Here is a 16,680-nt window from a genome sequence, read left to right as displayed (position 1 = left end):
CGCGACATCAGCAACGGGTCAGGTGGCGCCCCGATGATCGACGCTGCGAGCAGCGGGGGTCGAGCACCTAGCTCATGCTCCCATCGTGCGTGCACCGTGGCCGAACGCATCCTGTTGCGGCGTCATCACCTGCGTGGCCTGCAGCTGCGCCTGCTGCTGATCGACCTGCGCCAGCTCGCGGAACGAGACGTCCACCGGTGTGTTGACCGCCTGCCCGGTTGGCATGTGTGCACGCAGGTGCGTCGGATCTCTCGGATCGCCCTGGACGATGAACACGTTCTGCCCGGCCTGCGTCTCGCCACTGTTCCTGCTGAGCAAAACATGGTCCACGCGCTCGAACCCATTGGTCGCCGCCAGCGTGGTCAGGCTGGCCTTCATGCACGCACTGCTCTGGTCCGACGGCCGCCCAAGCTGCTGGTCGAGCGCGTCAACGCCAGCGCTGCACTGCTGGTGGAGGCTGTGGCGCGGATGGCCAGTCTTGTCTGGGGTAATGAAGGGGGCGTCATCCGCAGCGCTTGATGAGTTCGAACGACCACGCAGGGACGACTCGGATGGAACGATTTCTGGAGTGTTCCGTTGCGCCTGGATGACCTCGTTTGGCGAAAGTCCATGTTGCCCCACTGCAACCTGATCACTCCAAGCCAATTGACCTTTGCTGTCCATCAGTACAAGCCGCCCTTCCTGCAGCGCGCCCCCGACAAGTGTTGCAAGCTCTTCTTTGGAAGCATGCGGATTTGCAATGGCAATAGCGCGTCCAATCTGGTTGTTGTAGAGGTCCATGGCCTCTCTGTTTGCCGGATTGCCGGGGCGCCCTTCATGTGCTGTGGCAAACGCTGTTGCCCAGTCGTCGCCGAACTCCTTGCCCAATAATGCATTCCAGTAGGCGTGTCGATACGCGTCACGATGACCGTCGTTCTGTTGCCATTCGTTGCTGCGTTCTTCTGGAATGCCAGCGGGCAACGGGTTGTTTGGATAGCGCGCTTTGCTTTCGCTAAAGGCAAGGTCGTAGGTGCCTTTGAGGTCAAAAAGACCCGGAAGACCTCGGTTGCCGACCATCCGGTCGATGAGTGTTCCTTCTGTTTCCGTCAATTCGACCGCATGAGTTCCTGGAATGTCCACCATTCCCATGAGCCTTGGGTGATACTGAATGAGGGGCTCTTCGGCGACCTGAAATTGTGTGCGGATCTCGTTGAGATCAGTTCTGTCCGACATCCTTGTTTCCTCTTGAAGTACTTAAGCGCCATCAGCCCTGTGATGCGCGATGACTCGTGATCTTTCCGTTCTGGTAGCGGATCTCGTATTGCTGGGTATCGATACTGAATTCGGGAATCCCCATGTAATAGACATCGAGCGATTGCGTGCCGTCCTTATCGCTGTAATCGGGTTCTCCCAGAAGGGCAATGATCTCTTGGCGAGCCATTCCGACATGGATGAATTTTTTCATGGCAGAAAGCATATGGACACGCTGGTTCTTCTCGAACTCTACGCCGCGCTGTGCCTTCCAAGCATTTGAATCAAAGGTATCCGTATCTTGCATGGCGCACGCCGTCAGTGAGAGGAAAAAAGCAGACGCCATGCCCATGGTGCAGAGCGAGCGTTTGAGTCGCTTGGAGTAAGGCGGCGCTGGCGAGCCACCGATGGGTGTCGACGCGCGGCTTCCGTGGATTGTTCGCATGCATCCTCCAGTGACGCAGGGTGTGGCACAGAGCCTGGAGGTTAAACCAAAGGCGGTGTTATTTCCTTGAACCTGGGATTCATGCAATAGCGTCGATGTTCTTGCACGTGCACTGCGTATCGCGCAACGGCGACGAGGAGCGTGACACCCAGTAAATCGACAGGATTCTCGTCGAAATGGTAGTGCTGGACCGCGTGCTCCAGACAGCATCGGTGCGATGGCCATAGACCAATCGCTAGATCAATGAGCATCGGATCGAGGTGTCGGGCGGGCAAGGCGTCCGCGCGGTCTCGCCGGGAAGAGATGCCGGAACTGCAGGTGCTCTTCGGGGAATCCGTCCGACCGAATTCCTCGTTGACATGGCTGTGTGATGCACAGTAGTGTGCGCGGCATGGGTGATATAGAGGCTTTCGGGAAACTCGAATTGGAGCTGCGCCGCGGGGTGCTGGTGCTGGCCACGCTGTCGCAGCTGCGCAAGCCACGCTATGGCTACAGCCTGCGCCAGGCGCTGGCCGACAGCGGCCTGCCGATCGAGGAAGGCACGCTCTATCCGCTGCTGCGCCGACTGGAGGCGCAGGGCGTGCTGAGCAGTGAATGGAAGATCGAGGACGGCCCGCCGCGGCGCTACTACGCGCTCAACGCGGAAGGCCGGAAATTGCTGAAGAAGCTCACCGCATCCTGGCAGGGCATGAACGAAGCGATGGTCCGACTCCTTGAAGAGGCATGACGATGAACGCACACGATGTGATCGATTCCTATGTCACCGACGTCGCCGTGCGCCTGCCGCGCCGGCAGCGCAACGATGTGGCTTTCGAGCTGCGTGCCCTGCTGGACGAGGAGCTGCAGGACCGCGCCGCGTCGGCCGGGCGTGCGCCCGATGCTGACATGGCGATTGGACTGGTACGCGGCTTCGGTCGGCCAGCGGAAGCGGCGGCGCGCTACCGGCCCACGGTGACCATCATCGATCCAGTCGACGGCCGTGCCTTCCTGTGGACGACGGTCATCGGGCTTGCGGTGATCTGGGGCGCGGGCCTGCTGGGCCAGCTGCAGCAGCCGGCGGCATCGGCCGAAGCGTTCTGGCTGGGTCTGGGCCGCTGGTGGGGAGCCGCGCTGCCAGGCGCGCTGTGGTGGCCGGGTGCGCTGGTGCTGGGCTTCGGCCTGGCCGCATGGGCGCGCCGCCGCCAGCCGCAGCGCGCCGAATGGACGCCGCGTGCGCCGGACCGCATCCAGGGCAGTCGCGTGGCGATGGCGTTCGGGATGGTCGGCATCGTGTGTGGCGTGGCGGTGCTGCTCGATCCGACCTGGATGCTGGATGTGCTCTGGCATGGGCGCGCCGCGCCGGCCGCGTATGCGGCGCTGACGTACACGCCGGAGTTCCTGCACCGCCAAGCGCCGGTGCTGCTCGGCCTGATCCTGCTCAACCTGCCGCTGTTTGCCGCGGTGATGGTGCGTGGCCGCTGGTCGCCGCTGCTGCGCAGGCTCGAACTCGGGCTGGGCCTGCTGACCTGCGCGGCGATGATCTGGACCGTCCTGGATGGCCCGGCGTTCATGACCCAGGCCAGCGACAGCGCCTTCAAGGGCCTGGTGGTGCTGGTGGCCCTGTACAGCCTGGTGCATATGGCGGTCGTTGCGTATCGCAGCGTGCGACCCACGCCGCAGGTCGGCGTGCGGCATAGCTAGCATCGCGCGTTGAAGTTGGCGTACATCGGTGCCGGAGGCGACCTGGAGCCAGGGTCCTGCACCGGAAGCGAACGGATCTCCCCAAGCGCAACGCCCCGGTGGAAGGACTCCACCGGGGCGTTGCGGGTCAGCACACGTGGGCGTCAGGCGCCCGGCGCGGTGATGGATCAGGCGAAGACGCGGAAGCGTTCGCCATCATCCATGAAGCCCTTCTCGCCGAACGGTGCTTCGTTGGAACCGAACGGCATCTGTGCACGCAGCTTCCAGCTGGCCGGCAGGTTCCATTCGGCCGCAGCGGCGGCATCGGGCAGCGGGTTGTAGTGCTGCAGGCTGGCACCCACGCCGACGGTCGCCAGCGCGGTCCATACGGCCAGCTGTGCCATGCCGCTGGCCTGCTCGGACCACACCGGGAAGTTGTCGGCGTACAGGGCGAATTTCTCCTGCAGGCCCTTCACCACGTCCTGGTCTTCATAGAACAGCACGGTGCCGGCGCCGGCGGCGAAGCTGCTCAGCTTCTGCTCGGTGGCGACAAAGGCATCGGCCGGGACGATCTTGCGCAGCTCGTCGGCCACCAGGCCCCAGAACTTGACGCTCTGGTCGCCGAACAGGATCACCACGCGCGAGCTCTGCGAGTTGAACGAGGACGGCGTGTGCTTGACCGCATCCTGGATCAGAGCGCTGAGCTCGTCCTGCGGCAGCGGCAGGGTCTTGCCCAGCACGTACTGGGTGCGGCGCGTCTTGTGGGCGTGGAGGAAGGCATTGGTCATGGTGGCGGGCTCGGTGGGAAAGTGCAGGCAGCCTAAGCGGCCGCCCCGCCGGCAACCAGACCGCCAGGCGAGACAATCCATTTCCGAAAATGGCAATCATCCTGGACGTGCGCGCACGGATTGCCGCTGACGTCTGGATCTGATGGATTCTCGGCGGCCGGGTAGCTTGGGAAGGGCGCCGCAATCAACGTTCATACCAGGGCGTGGCGATAAGCTCCCTGAGCAACCTGAGGTTTCGCAATTTGCGCAGGAAGCTCACCCGCCTCCGTCTCGGAGTCTTGCGCCGGATGAAGCCGACCACCGGCACCATCAACAACGCGAGACACACGCTGAGCTGCAGGTCGAGCATCGACAACGCTGCATCCAGCCCCACCGAGTCGACGTAGCCAGCCAGCGGCAGGGAGATGAAGCTGGTGCACAGCGCCAGGACCACCATGACCGTGCAAAGGCGCATGAGCTTGGCGCCGACGCGCTCCCGCACCCAGACGCGGGCCAGGTTCTCCGGCCGGTACCAGACGGGGTTGAACAGGGATTTCATCCATTCGAGCATGGGCGATCCATCAGTCAGATAACGGCCCGGTGACAGGCGGCTGATTCCGGATTGAGATAGGGTGCCGGACGATGGGTCTCAAGGTGCAGCGAGCGCTTCCTCGATCGCGCTGAACCCCGAATGCCTGCCGGCAGGGGTGACTTCGACGCCGGTGGCGAAGTAGGCCACGCCGGTGCCGGCCTTGCGGTCGATCCACAGGCCGGACAGCAGGCCATAGGCCTCGCCGGCGTGGCCGACACGGGCGATGCCATCGCCGAACAGGTCATCGCCGCAGCCACGACGATGGGTGGCCAGGGTCTGCACCGCCAGGCCATAGCGGCACAGGGTGGCCTGGCCGGGTGCGGCGCCGTCGTCGTCCTCGAAGGCCTGGCCGTTGCCGGGGCGGTAGGTCCACAGCGGGGATTCGAGCGTGCGGACCGACTTCGCCGCCAGCAGGCGCACGCCATCGACTTCGCCATCGCCCAGCAGCAGCCGACCGATCCTGGCCAGTCCCTTGGCCGAGATGCGCAGGCCGCCCTGCGGGGCGAAAGTGGCGCCGTTGCGGCCCGGCTTCCACAGCGACAGATCGCAGCGGCCATCGGCTGCCGGCACCACCGCACACGCCGGCCTGGCGCCGTGGTTGTCGTCCTTCACCGCCACACCGTCCTTGTCGTACAGCACCACCGCGCGCGCGGCCGTCGCGTCGTTGCAGGTTTCCCAGTTGTAGCAGGCGTCCAGCTGCAGTGGCGCCAGCACCAGCCGTTGCATGAGCTTGTCGAAGCGTTCGCCGGTCGCGCGCTCCATCACCGCCGCGACGATGGGGAAGTTGAGATTGGTGTAGCGGTAGAACGTGCCTGGCGCGTGTTCGGTATCCCACGCGCGCGGGTCATCCAGCGTGTCTTTCAGCTGCCCATCCAGTGGCGTGGCGTAGTAGCCGGCCGCATCGGTCAGGCTGGAGCGGTGCGACAGCAGCAGGCGCAAGGTAATCGGCCGTTTCGGGAAGCGCGGATTGCGCAGCGTCCAGCCCAGCTGCGGGGAGACGTCGGCATCCAGATCCAGCGTGCCGGCCTCGACCAGCCGCATCACGCCGATGGCGACCACCAGCTTGGAAATCGACGCCACGCGTACCGGATCGTCCGGGGTCACCGCACGCTGGGTCGCCACATCGGCCATGCCTCGCGCGCTGCTGTCGGTGATGCCATGGCGGTCGAAGTTGACGCGCACGGCGGCGATGGGTTCGCCGGCGGTCGCAGTGGCGATGGACAGCAGGACGGCACAGAAGCAGGCGAGTCGGCGCATGCGGGAGCCTTGATCGGCAACGGTGCATCGCATCTTGCGGCAAACGCGGGTGCGCTCGCATGTTCGGTGCGGTAATGACATTGCTGCGACAGCAACGTCGGCCAGGTGCGGCGCTTCATCCGCAGGTTCGAAGACGTGGCGCCGGGCATGACGATCGTGAGCGGCCTCGCCGCGTGGGATGACCGTGCAGTCAGCACCTGGACATCCAGGGTTGGCGTCTTTGAAACGACACGCTTGATTCAGAAAAGCGCTGCGATGCATGCATTCCGGCGATCTCGTTGGCGCATCGCCGCGTGGTGCGTTGCGGCATCGGCGCGCTGCATGCCAGGTGTCATGGGAAGTTCGGTTTGCGTATACCCGCCGTAAACAATGCAGGCACCACCATGCCGCCCGAATTCAGTCCCCGTGGCATCGCATGAACGTAGTTGATCCTTTCCTGGCGCAGGCCGCGTCAGACGTGGAGGTCCGCATTTTCCGCCGTGGCGTCAGCGACCAGGAAGTTCGCCAGGCCATCGATCTCATCCTTGAATACGTCGCCACCCAGCAGTACAGCCAGGGCGACGGAATCGACTGGTGGGGCGCGTTCTCCGAGGTCTATGACGACCTGTCGCGCAATTTCACCCCGCAGCAGACCGCGGCCTTCGAGATCGCCACCGATACCATCCTGGTCGGCTTCGGTTGTCCTGGCTGGACCAGCGCCCGGGCAGGGCTGCGGGCGAGCCTGCGGACGGCGACGCTGGACGAGCACGCGGCCTGAGCCATGCGGGGCCGCCATTGGGCGCAGGCATCGTTAGAATTCGTGGGTTTTCCGCTTCCGGCCTGCCGCCACACCGCCCCTCGATGCAGAAGTTTCCCTCGGTCCTGTACCTGTTGAATGCCGCGCAGAAGCGCGCGCTGCTCGAACGCCATGGCTATACCCTCCATGACGACGATGCCGAATCCGATCTTGATTTCACCCTGGCCGAGGACGTGGCCAGTGGTGCGATTGCGCTGCAGGAGTTGGAACGCCTGCTGGATCTGTAGCCGCGCGCTCCGCATTCGGACTTTTCCTACTGGCCAGCGGGCCATCGACCGACAGACCTCGTCCAGGCGCGCAGGCATGCTGGTCCTGCCCCCGACAGCAGCCCCGCACCGGCCATGGATGCCGCTCAGCAAGGACCCCGGGCGCGGCCATGAGCAGGTCGCACGCAGGGTCGGGGGCAATCCCCTTCTTGGCCGGTTCCCCCCGGCCATTTTTTTTGTGCCTCGCCGTCCCGGTTGGCGCGCTGGCGGCCAGGCGTCGGCGACAGGCTTCGATCCACGGTGGGCGTTGTGCCGTTGCGTGGACCAGGCAGTCCCTCCGCAAGGCCGAACGCCGGGCCTGCGTCCTGCATAGTTCCATCGGCCTAACTCCAATTCGCTATCTGCAGCCGAGCAGGGTTGGCCTATAAATCCTGCCTCGCCCGGCGACACGTCGGGCGATTGGGCACATACGCCGCCGATCCGACGGTCATGTGCTGGAACAGAAGCCTTGGGAGGGGCCATCCATGCGCGTATCAACCCGCGTCATCGTCCTGTCGTGCCTGTTGTCCTGCCTGGGCATCGTGCCCACTGCGTGGGCGCAGGCCGGCACGGTGGAAACCATCGATCTGTGGCCCGCGGGCAGCTTGCCCAAGGCGACGTCCGGACCTGAAAAAGTCGGCAGCAACGGCAGCGCCAACGGCGCGGTCAGCAACGTCTCCAACCCCCGCATCGAGATCTATCGCGCCGCCAAGCCCAACGGCAGTGCCGCGCTGATCGTCGGTGGCGGTGGCTATTTCCGCATCCAGATCGGCACCGCTGCCAGGCCGATGGCGCAGTGGCTCGCTTCGATCGGCGTGACCAGCGCGGTGCTGTATTACCGCTTGCCGGCCGATGGCTGGAAGGCTGAAGCGCCGTTCCAGGATGGACAACGCGCGATGCGCCTGATGCGCAGCCACGCCGCCGAGTGGGGCGTGGACCCGGACAAGATCGGCATCATCGGTTCGTCCGCCGGCGCCAACCTGTCCGGCATTACCGCCACCCGCTGGGACCACGATTTCTACCCGCGCATCGATGCGGTGGACACGCTGTCCTCGCGGCCGGACTTCCTCGGCATGCTGTACCCGGTGGTGTCGATGAAGCCGCCGCTGGACAAGACCCGCAGCGCGCGTGAGCTGTCCACCCAGCCCGACTACCAGAGTGCGTATTCGGTGGAAGACCACGTGCGCGCCGACATGCCGCCGATGTTCATCGCCCAGGCCGTGGACGATCCGATCGTCGACGTCGGCCACAGCCTGCTGCTGTACCAGACCGCGCTGAAGACCAAGGTACCGGTGGAGCTGCATGAATTCGAAACCGGTGGCCACAGCTGGGGCATGGGCGTCCCGGGCACGGCGCCGGCGCAGTGGCCGCGGCTGTTCGCTACCTGGGCACGCCGGCATGGCTTCCTGGGGGGGACGGCCCCGGCCGGCGCATCGGGCGCGGCGGATGACCAAGGCAAACAGGCGCCGGCTGTTTCCGGCGATGGCGACTGACGCCGCGCCTGCCGCGCGCAGGCCTCCATTCCACTCACGGGGAACCACCATGATCCATGCACGCAAGGCTGCGCTCGGCGCGGCCGTGGCGGCCGCTTTGGCCGGTGTCAGCCTGCCGGCGCTGGCCGACAGCAAAACCGAGGCGCAGCTGCGCCGGATGATCGAACTGCAGGCCCAGCAGATCGAACAACAGAAGACGCAGCTGTCGGCCATGAACCAGCGCCTGTCCGCACTGGAACACCAGGCGGCACCCGATGCATCGGCATCGCCCGCCCCTGATCCGGCCCAGGTACAGGTCGCCGCGGCGGTCGCCGATACCCGCCAGGACGATGACCTGGCGATCCTGCAGGCGCAGGTCGCGCAGATGGCAACCAAGGGCACCGGTGGCGACGGCAACGTCAACTGGCGCAAGGGCGGGCCGGAGTTCAAGTCGGCCGACGGCACCTTCACCTTCCATCCGCGCGGACGGGTGCTGATGGATTTCAGCAGCACGCATGGTTCGGGCTTCGATGCGCGCAACGTCACCGGCACCGACCTGGCCAGCGGCCGCCTTGGCGCCGAAGGCACCTACGGCGACGTGGGCTACAAGATCGAAGCGGATTTCGCCGGCAACGCAGTCACGCTGAAGGATATCTACGCTTCCTACGAGACCAGGATCGGCGGGCTGCCGACCGAGTTCTACGTGGGTAACAAGCTCAAGGACCGCAGCATCGACGGCGCCACCGGCAACACCACCACGCCGTTCATGGAGCGCAATGCGGTGGCCTCGGTCGGCGGCATGCAGAGCGGCTATTTCGGCCTGGGCCTGACCACCAAGGTCTATGGCGACAACTGGCACGCCAGCCTGGCGGTGACCGGCGACGACGTGGGCAACGACAGCAGTGCCAACGACACCATCGCCTACCTGGCCCGCGCCCACTGGAATCCGGTCAAGGGCAGCGCCGGATTCCTGCATGTCGGCGGCTGGTATTGGTACGAGGACCTGGGTGGCGATGTCACCAGCATCAACAAGACCTCGCAGGTCGCACTGGGCTGGAATGGCGAAGTGCGTGTTTCGGCCAGCTCCATCGCCAACCCGACCGACGACCATGCATGGGGCGCGGAACTGGGCGGCGTGTGGCGCAGCGGCTGGGCCTTCGCCGAAACCACCGTGCGGACCATCAACTCCTCCAGCGAGGCCTCGCGCGAGCAGAAGGCCAGCAGCTACTCCGCCGGCTGGTTGCTGACCGGCGAGAAGCCCGGCTTCTCCGCCCGCTCCGGCCTGTGGAGCACCACCAAGGTGCTCAATCCGGTGACCGAAGGGGGCTGGGGCGCGTTCGAGCTGCTGGCCCGCTATGACGACTACGACTACACCGACACCGCCCGTGGCGGCGAAGGCGATGCGTGGACGGTGGGCGTCAACTGGTACCTCAACAACTGGTCGCGGCTGATGCTCAACGTGGTCCACTGGAGTACCAACAACAAGGTCGGCAGCTACCAGGGCCAGGACTCGGGCAACACCGTGGGCCTGCGCGCGCAGGTGGCGTTCTAATCCGCTGGTGTTCCCGATCCGGGCTGGATCTGCAGGCAGGCCAGGGCCTGCCTGCACGCCGGTTTATACGGTGCTGTCGGGCGCCGCGCGGCGGCTGAGGCGGGCCTTGCCGACGCGGCGGCGTTCCAGGGTCGTCACTTCGGCGATGACGGTGCCGACGGTCAGCGTATCGCCAGCCACCGGCAGGCGGTCCAGCGCGTTGAGGAACAGGCCTGACAGGGTCTGGTAGTTGACCGAGCGTGGCAGTGCCACGCCGGTGGCGCGTTCGATCTCGTCCATGCTCATCGAACCATCGACGATCCACACATCGTCGCTGACGGTTTCCACGCCATAGTCGGCATCCTGGGTGTCGGCCAGGTCGCCGGCGATGGCGGCCAGCAGGTCGTTGGCGGTGACCAGGCCTTCGATGCCGCCGTATTCGTCGACGATCACCGCCAGCGGAATCGGGTGTTCGCGGATCTGCTCCAGCGCGCGCAGCGCGGTGGTGCTCTCGTGCAGGACCAGCGGTTCGCGCGCCGCCACGACCAGGTCCAGCGCTTCGCCGCGCAGCACGCTGGCCAGCAGGTCGCGGCTCTGGACCACGCCGTGCAGGCTGTCCAGTTCGCCGTCGCAGACCAGCAGGCGCGTGTGCGGCGACTCGATCAGCTTCTGCACGGTCGATGCCGGACTGCGGTTGGTGTCGACCCAGTCCAGGTCGGCGCGCACCGTCATCACCGTCGAGACCGAGCGCTCGGCCAGGGTCAGCACGCTGCGGATCATGTCGTGTTCGGCCGGGTGCAGGGTTTCGGTCGCATCCCGTGCCTGTTCCGGATCGTCGTGGCCGTCCTGCGCGTCGGTGCGTGTTCCGAGCAGGCGCATCACCGCTTCGGCCGTGCGTTCGCGGAACGGCTTCTGCCGGGCATGGCGTTCACGGTTGAAGCGCGACCACTGGTTGAAGCCCTCGATCAGGATCGAGAAGGCGATCGCCGCGTACAGATAGCCCTTGGGAACCTTGAAGCCCATGCCTTCGGCCAGCAGGCTGAAGCCGATCATCAGCAGGAAGCCCAGGCACAGGATCACCACCGTCGGATGGCGGCCGACGAAGCGCGTCAGCGGCTTGCTGGCCAGCATCATCACCGCCATGGCGATGATCACCGCCGCGACCATCACGCCCAGGCGGTCGACCATGCCGACCGCGGTGATCACCGAGTCCAGCGAGAACACCGCATCGAGCACCACGATCTGGGTGATCACCAGGCCGAAGCCGGCATACGCCCTGGCCTGGCCGTGGTGCGCCTCGGACGGCTCCAGCCGTTCGTGCAGTTCCATGGTGGCCTTGAACAGCAGGAACGCGCCGCCGATCAGCAGGATCAGGTCGCGCCCGGAGAACGCCTTGCCGGCGATGGCGAACAGCGGATCGGTGAGCTTCATGATCCACGACAGCGTCGCCAGCAGGATCAGGCGCATGCCCAGCGCCAGGCCCAGGCCGATCAAGCGCGCCTTGTCGCGCTGCGCGGGCGGCAGCTTGTCGGTCAGGATGGCGATGAACACCAGGTTGTCGATGCCCAGGATGATCTCCAGGACAACCAGTGTCAGAAGACCCACCCAGATCGAGGGGTCGGCAAGCCATTCCATCGTTACATCTCAAATCACGTCAGGCCGCGCAGTCTCGCATGGGATCGTGAGGGCGCCGTTGGCCGCTGTCAGGCCTGTCATCCCAAGGCCGCGCAGGAAGACGCCCGCGGCGCGTGGCGCCGTTGGCGGTTGCCATACGATCTTCAGAAGCTGCGGTTGAAGCCCGGCGCCGGGTTGCGGCCGCCTGCTGCGGGATCACTGCAAGCGTTATGGAAAATCAGATGCCCGCGCGAGGCGGGCACCTGCAAGCGCAATCGGCGCGCCAAAAACTGTCCGGAGCAGGTTTTTGGCATCGCGTAGCGATGGCCCGGAGCACCTGCCCCGGACTTGATCCGGGGATTGCCGCCAGGGATGGCGGCGACAAAAAAGTCGTTGCGTTGCACGGCTGGCACAACGCTGGCGCAGGGTAGTGCATGCCACCCCACTGCAGGCCAAACGGCGGAAATGCCCGCCACGGCGACTGATGCACCCGCTTATGACGGAAAACGCATATGGGTGGTGCCGATCGCCATTTCACGCCGGGCACGGGCCTGCCTAGGGTGGCGGTCCGGCACAGGGAAGCGCCGGTTCCCTTCCGTGTACAGGTGTTCTGCCATGGCCTCCGCTGCCGTTGCCATCTCCCCCTCGGCGCCGTTTCCTGATGCCGTCCAGATCGTGCCCTTCGACGCGCCGCTCGGCGCCGAGGTCTTCGGCCTGGATCTGTCACGCCCGGTCGACACGGCGACCTTCGCCCGGATCAAGCAGGCACACCTGGACCACCACGTGCTGGTGTTCCGCGATGCGCGGATCACGCCGGCCCAGCAGGTCGACTTCAGCCGTCGTTTCGGCCCGCTGCAGATCCATGTGCTGCGCAACTTCCAGCTGGCAGGGCATCCGGAAGTCCTGATCGTCTCCAACATCAAGGAGGACGGGAAGCCGATCGGCCTGGGCGATGCCGGGGCTTACTGGCACTCGGACCTGTCCTACAAGGAAAAGCCCAGCCTGGGCTCGCTGCTGCACGCGCAAGAGTTGCCGGGCGAAGGCGGTGACACCCTGTTCGCCAACCAGCACCTGGCCTGGGACACCCTGCCGCAGGAGTTGCGCAGTGCCGTCCATGGCCGCCTGGCCGAACACAGCTACCTGGCCAAGTACGAGGAGCTGCGTGCGCGCAATCCGTACCGGCCGGCGCTGACCCAGGCGCAGATCGACGAGGTCGTGCCGGTGCAGCAGCCGGTCGTGCGCACCCATCCGGAAACCGGCCGGCGCGCGCTGTTCGTCAGCGAGCACTTCACCACGCGCATCGTCGGCCTGCCGCAGGACGAAAGCGATGCGCTGCTGGCCGAGCTGTTCGCGCTGAGCACGCGGGAATCGCTGGTCTACCGGCACCAGTGGCAGCCGCATGACCTGGTGTTCTGGGACAACCGTTCGGTGATGCACCTGGCCGCCGGCACGCCGGACCACGAACGCCGCCTGCTCTACCGCACCACGATTGAAGGCGACGCGCCGTTCTGACGGCCGCTGCTGTTTTCCCCTCTCCCCGAGCTGTCGCCATGTCCCCACGTTCTGCTTCCGCCCCGCGCCGACCGCGCGGCCTGTTCCCGTTGCTGGCTGCGCTGCTGTGCGTGCTGCTGGCGGCGTGCGGCGGCACGACGTCGCCATCGCCGGCGCAGGAACCGCAAAGCGCCACGCTGCGCATCGGCAAGCAGTTCGGCATCGTCTACCTGCTGCTGGACGTGGCCGAGGCGCGCGGCCTGATCACCGAACAGGCCAAGGCCGAGGGTATCGACCTGAAAGTCGAGAGCCGCCAGCTGTCCGGCGGCTCGGCCATCAACGATGCGTTGCTCAGTGGCGCCATCGACATCGCCGGCGCCGGCACCGGGCCGCTGTTCACCATCTGGGACCGCACCCGCGGCCGCCAGGAGGTGCGTGGCGTCGCCTCGCTGGGCAATTTCCCGTACCAGCTGATCAGCAATTCCCCGCGCGTGACCAGCATCGACGACCTGGGCCAGGACGACCGCATCGCCGTGCCCGCGGTGGGCGTGTCGGTGCAGTCGCGGATCCTGCAATATGCCTCGGCCCAGCGCTGGGGCCAGGACCAGGCGCTGAAGCTGGACCCCCTGCAGGTCGCGCTGCCGCACCCGGATGCTGCGGCGGCCATCATTTCCGGTGGCAACGAGGTCACCACGCATTTCTCCACGCCCGCCGTACCAGCAGCAGGAGCTGGCGCGTAATCCGAAGGCGCACGTGATCCTGGATTCCTACCAGGTCCTGGGTGGGCCGTCCTCGGCCACGGTGCTGTATGCCACCGCGAAGTACCGCCAGGACAACCCGAAGGCCTACCACGCGTTCCTGGCGGCGCTGGATGAAGCGGCGACCTTCGTCACCGCCCATCCCGAGGAAGCCGCCGACCTGTTCGTCAAGCGCAACCCCGGCAGCGACCGTGCGCAGGTGCTGCAGGTGCTGAAGGACCCGCAGGTGCAGTTCAAGATCGCGCCGCAGAACACGTTGGGGCTGGGCAAGTTCATGCACGACGTCGGTGCGATCAAGCAGGCGCCGACCGCGGTGGGCGATTACTTCTTCGATGACCCGCTGATCGCGGGCGGGAGCTAGAGCCTGTGACCGTGCATGCGCTGCCGACGCCGCTGCTGCAGGTGGACGATGTCAGCCTGGAGTACGCCGATGGCGCGCGCATCGTGCGTGCCACCCACCGGGTGAGTTTCGATGTGCACGAAGCCGACCGCTTCGTGCTGCTGGGGCCCTCGGGTTGCGGCAAGTCGACCTTGCTCAAGGCGGTGGCCGGTTTCATCGCGCCGCGCGAGGGCCAGATCCGGCTGGACGGCAAGGCCGTGCAGGGTCCGGGTCCGGACCGGGTGGTGGTGTTCCAGGAATTCGACCAGCTGGCGCCGTGGAAGACCGTGCGCCAGAACGTGGTGTTCGGCCTGCGCGCGGCGGGCAGGATCAGCCGTGCCGATGCCATCGCGCGCGCCGATGACGCGCTGTCGCGGGTGGGCCTGATCGAGTTCGCCGATGCCTATCCGCACACCTTGTCCGGTGGCATGAAGCAGCGCGTGGCCATCGCCCGCGCGCTGGCCATGCAGCCGCGCGTACTGCTGATGGACGAACCCTTCGCCGCACTCGATGCGCTGACCCGCCAGCGCATGCAGGGCTTGCTGCTGGAGCTGGCCGAGCAGCTGCGCTTCACCCTGTTGTTCGTCACCCATTCGATCGAGGAAGCGCTGGTGGTCGGCACCCGCGTGCTGCTGCTGTCGCCGCATCCGGGCCAGGTGCGCGCGGAGTTGAACGCGCACCAGTTCGACGCGACCAGCGGCGCCAGCGTGGCGTTCCAGCAGGCGACCCAGCGCATCCACCGGCTGCTGTTCGAGACGCCGGTCGAAGCGGCCGAACCGACGCCGTTGCGCGCGCGCCAGGAGGCCACGCCATGAGTGCGGCCGCCACGCCGCTGCGCCGGCTGCCGCCGGTACGCCCGGAATACGAGCACCAGGTCGTGCGCGTGCAGGCCTCGCTGCCGGTCGCGCCGCAGGCACGCCATCGCCAGCTGCCCGCCGGCGTGCGTCGCGCGCTGGTGCTGCTGGTGCTGGCCATCGCCTGGGAGATCGCCGCCCGCCTGGTCAATGACGACCTGCTGCTGCCCAGCGTCATGCAGACCGCGCGTGCGTTCTACGACGGCGTGGTGAGTGGCGAACTGCCGCGCCGGGTGGCGACCTCGCTGTGGGTGCTGGCACAGGGCTACGCGCTGGGCGTGGCCGGTGCCTTCGCGCTGACCGCACTGGCGGCGTCCACGCGCATCGGTCGCGACGTGCTGGGCACGCTGGTGGCGATGTTCAACCCGTTGCCGGCCATCGCGCTGCTGCCGCTGGCCCTGCTGTGGTTCGGCCTGGGCAACGGCAGCCTGGTGTTCGTGCTGGTGCACTCGGTGCTGTGGCCACTGGCGCTGAACATCTTCGCCGGCTTCCAGTCGGTGCCCGAGACGCTGCGCATGTCCGGCCGCAACCTTGGCCTGCGCGGGCCGCGCTATGTGTTCCAGCTGCTGGTGCCGGCCGCGCTTCCGGCGATCCTGTCGGGCCTGAAGATCAGCTGGGCGTTCGCCTGGCGCACCTTGATCGCGGCCGAGCTGGTGTTCGGTGCGACCTCGCGCCAGGGCGGACTGGGCTGGTACATCTTCCAGAACCGCAACGAGCTCTACACCGACAAGGTGTTCGCCGGCCTGGCGATGGTGATCGTGCTGGGCCTGCTGGTGGAAGTGGTGGTGTTCGCCGGGCTGGAGCGCATCACCGTGCGCCGCTGGGGCATGCAGCGCTGAGGTGATTGGCGTACCTGCAGGAACGACGAAGCCCGCATCGCGCGGGCTTCGTCGTTCAAGCGGACTCAAGGCGGGGTCAGGCCGGCAGGGTCGCCGACTGGAACACAGCGGCTTCAGCCGTGCAGGCGAACCGCGATGCCGGCCACGCGCGCGGCGTATTGCTTGAGCGTTTCCAGATCGCCCGTGGACATCTCGTCGGCACCGGCATCGGAAGGCGACTGCACCAGCGCGCCGACCGAACCGCCCAGGTTGTTGGTGTCCTGGCGCGTCGCGGCCTTGGTATTGGCCGGGGGCAGGCCCAGGCTCACCCAGATGCCGCCGTGCTGCGAGGCCAGCGTCTGCAGGAAGATCAACGTGACCTGCTTGTCGCCGTTGAGGCTGGCGCTGTTGGTGAAGCCACCGAACACCTTGTCCTGCCAGGCACGGGTGAACCACTTCTTGGAGGTGGCATCGGCGAATTTCTTGAACTGCCATGCCGCCGAGCCCATGTAGGTCGGGGTGCCGAACAGGATGGCGTCGGCTTGGTCCAGCGTGTCCCAGTCCGATTCGAGGATGTTGCCCTCGGCGTCGATCTCGATCAGCGCCGCGCCTGCGCTCTGCGCGGCGACTTCAGCGGCGCGCTTGGTGTGGCCGTAGCCCGAAAAATACACGACTGCGGTCTGTGCCATGGGTGACTCCTTGGTGGAAGCAGGTGCGGTGCAGGATGCGTGCCTGTCTTCGGGTGTGGGGTACCGGGTGACAGGGTGTCGGC

Annotated in this window: 17 protein-coding genes and 1 pseudogene; 10 read left to right on the top strand and 8 right to left on the bottom strand. The window is 66.4% G+C overall.

The features are described 5' to 3' along the window. Positions 1-72: 72 nt before the first annotated feature. Positions 73-1,212, bottom strand: coding sequence for an XVIPCD domain-containing protein (locus tag O8I58_RS11275; RefSeq protein WP_298315812.1), 1,140 nt, complete (start codon positions 1,210-1,212; stop codon positions 73-75). Between the two features lie 31 nt (positions 1,213-1,243). Continuing rightward, the gene (locus tag O8I58_RS11270) at positions 1,244-1,675 is read right to left on the bottom strand and encodes a hypothetical protein (RefSeq protein WP_298315809.1); all 432 of its coding nucleotides are present in this window, start codon (positions 1,673-1,675) and stop codon (positions 1,244-1,246) included. 370 nt (positions 1,676-2,045) lie between these two features. Between O8I58_RS11270 and O8I58_RS11265 the strand changes: the two genes are divergently transcribed. Further along, positions 2,046-2,402 carry a PadR family transcriptional regulator gene (locus O8I58_RS11265; RefSeq protein WP_298315805.1) on the top strand — a complete coding sequence of 119 codons (357 nt, stop codon included), beginning with the start codon at positions 2,046-2,048 and terminating at the stop codon, positions 2,400-2,402. A gap of 2 nt (positions 2,403-2,404) precedes the next feature. Further along, positions 2,405-3,355 (top strand): hypothetical protein, encoded by a 951-nt coding sequence (locus O8I58_RS11260; RefSeq protein WP_298315802.1) that lies wholly within the window; start codon positions 2,405-2,407, stop codon positions 3,353-3,355. A 167-nt stretch (positions 3,356-3,522) separates the two neighbouring features. Here O8I58_RS11260 and O8I58_RS11255 read toward each other — a convergent pair whose 3' ends face one another. From O8I58_RS11255 to O8I58_RS11245, 3 genes are all read right to left on the bottom strand, one after another. Then, positions 3,523-4,122, bottom strand: a complete 600-nt coding sequence (locus tag O8I58_RS11255) for a nitroreductase family protein (protein WP_298315799.1) — start codon at positions 4,120-4,122, stop codon at positions 3,523-3,525. Between the two features lie 184 nt (positions 4,123-4,306). After that, positions 4,307-4,672: a hypothetical protein gene (locus O8I58_RS11250; protein WP_298315796.1), complete on the bottom strand. Its 366-nt coding sequence runs from the start codon at positions 4,670-4,672 to the stop codon at positions 4,307-4,309. A gap of 78 nt (positions 4,673-4,750) precedes the next feature. Then, a complete protein-coding gene (locus O8I58_RS11245; RefSeq protein WP_298315794.1) occupies positions 4,751-5,950 on the bottom strand; it encodes a serine hydrolase domain-containing protein in 1,200 nt (399 codons plus the stop codon). Between the two features lie 415 nt (positions 5,951-6,365). Here O8I58_RS11245 and O8I58_RS11240 point away from each other — a divergent pair, with 415 nt between their 5' ends. The 4 genes from O8I58_RS11240 to O8I58_RS11225 all read left to right on the top strand — a co-directional run bounded on the left by O8I58_RS11240 (position 6,366) and on the right by O8I58_RS11225 (position 10,015). Continuing rightward, the gene (locus O8I58_RS11240) at positions 6,366-6,707 is read left to right on the top strand and encodes a hypothetical protein (RefSeq protein WP_298315791.1); all 342 of its coding nucleotides are present in this window, start codon (positions 6,366-6,368) and stop codon (positions 6,705-6,707) included. Positions 6,708-6,790: 83 nt separating this feature from the next. After that, the gene (locus O8I58_RS11235) at positions 6,791-6,973 is read left to right on the top strand and encodes a hypothetical protein (RefSeq protein WP_298315787.1); all 183 of its coding nucleotides are present in this window, start codon (positions 6,791-6,793) and stop codon (positions 6,971-6,973) included. A 503-nt stretch (positions 6,974-7,476) separates the two neighbouring features. Then, the gene (locus O8I58_RS11230) at positions 7,477-8,484 is read left to right on the top strand and encodes an alpha/beta hydrolase (protein ID WP_298315784.1); all 1,008 of its coding nucleotides are present in this window, start codon (positions 7,477-7,479) and stop codon (positions 8,482-8,484) included. A 49-nt stretch (positions 8,485-8,533) separates the two neighbouring features. Then, positions 8,534-10,015 (top strand): OprO/OprP family phosphate-selective porin, encoded by a 1,482-nt coding sequence (locus tag O8I58_RS11225; RefSeq protein ID WP_298315781.1) that lies wholly within the window; start codon positions 8,534-8,536, stop codon positions 10,013-10,015. A gap of 63 nt (positions 10,016-10,078) precedes the next feature. Here O8I58_RS11225 and O8I58_RS11220 read toward each other — a convergent pair whose 3' ends face one another. Both O8I58_RS11220 and O8I58_RS11215 read right to left on the bottom strand, forming a co-directional pair. Further along, a complete protein-coding gene (locus O8I58_RS11220) occupies positions 10,079-11,629 on the bottom strand; it encodes a TerC family protein (protein WP_298315778.1) in 1,551 nt (516 codons plus the stop codon). 143 nt (positions 11,630-11,772) lie between these two features. Continuing rightward, on the bottom strand, positions 11,773-12,012 hold the full coding sequence (locus O8I58_RS11215; RefSeq protein ID WP_298315775.1) for a hypothetical protein: 240 nt from the start codon (positions 12,010-12,012) through the stop codon (positions 11,773-11,775). A gap of 211 nt (positions 12,013-12,223) precedes the next feature. Here O8I58_RS11215 and O8I58_RS11210 point away from each other — a divergent pair, with 211 nt between their 5' ends. The 4 genes and pseudogenes from O8I58_RS11210 to O8I58_RS11195 all read left to right on the top strand — a co-directional run bounded on the left by O8I58_RS11210 (position 12,224) and on the right by O8I58_RS11195 (position 15,929). After that, positions 12,224-13,120 carry a TauD/TfdA dioxygenase family protein gene (locus O8I58_RS11210; RefSeq protein WP_298315772.1) on the top strand — a complete coding sequence of 299 codons (897 nt, stop codon included), beginning with the start codon at positions 12,224-12,226 and terminating at the stop codon, positions 13,118-13,120. 38 nt (positions 13,121-13,158) lie between these two features. Continuing rightward, positions 13,159-14,218 (top strand): annotated as a pseudogene (locus O8I58_RS11205) (ABC transporter substrate-binding protein). A 20-nt stretch (positions 14,219-14,238) separates the two neighbouring features. Further along, positions 14,239-15,051, top strand: coding sequence for an ABC transporter ATP-binding protein (locus O8I58_RS11200; RefSeq protein ID WP_298322914.1), 813 nt, complete (start codon positions 14,239-14,241; stop codon positions 15,049-15,051). After that, on the top strand, positions 15,048-15,929 hold the full coding sequence (locus tag O8I58_RS11195; protein ID WP_298315770.1) for an ABC transporter permease: 882 nt from the start codon (positions 15,048-15,050) through the stop codon (positions 15,927-15,929). The genes O8I58_RS11200 and O8I58_RS11195 overlap by 4 nt, the downstream gene beginning before the upstream one ends. Positions 15,930-16,042: 113 nt before the next feature. On the opposite strand, the gene O8I58_RS11190 is transcribed toward O8I58_RS11195, so the two are convergent. Beyond that, positions 16,043-16,597, bottom strand: coding sequence for a flavodoxin family protein (locus tag O8I58_RS11190; RefSeq protein WP_298315767.1), 555 nt, complete (start codon positions 16,595-16,597; stop codon positions 16,043-16,045). Positions 16,598-16,680: the final 83 nt, after the last annotated feature.

This window comes from Pseudoxanthomonas sp., from assembly GCF_027498035.1.
In the GTDB taxonomy this organism is placed as follows: Bacteria; Pseudomonadota; Gammaproteobacteria; order Xanthomonadales; family Xanthomonadaceae; genus Pseudoxanthomonas_A.
This window is presented reverse-complemented; position numbering and strand designations above follow the sequence as displayed.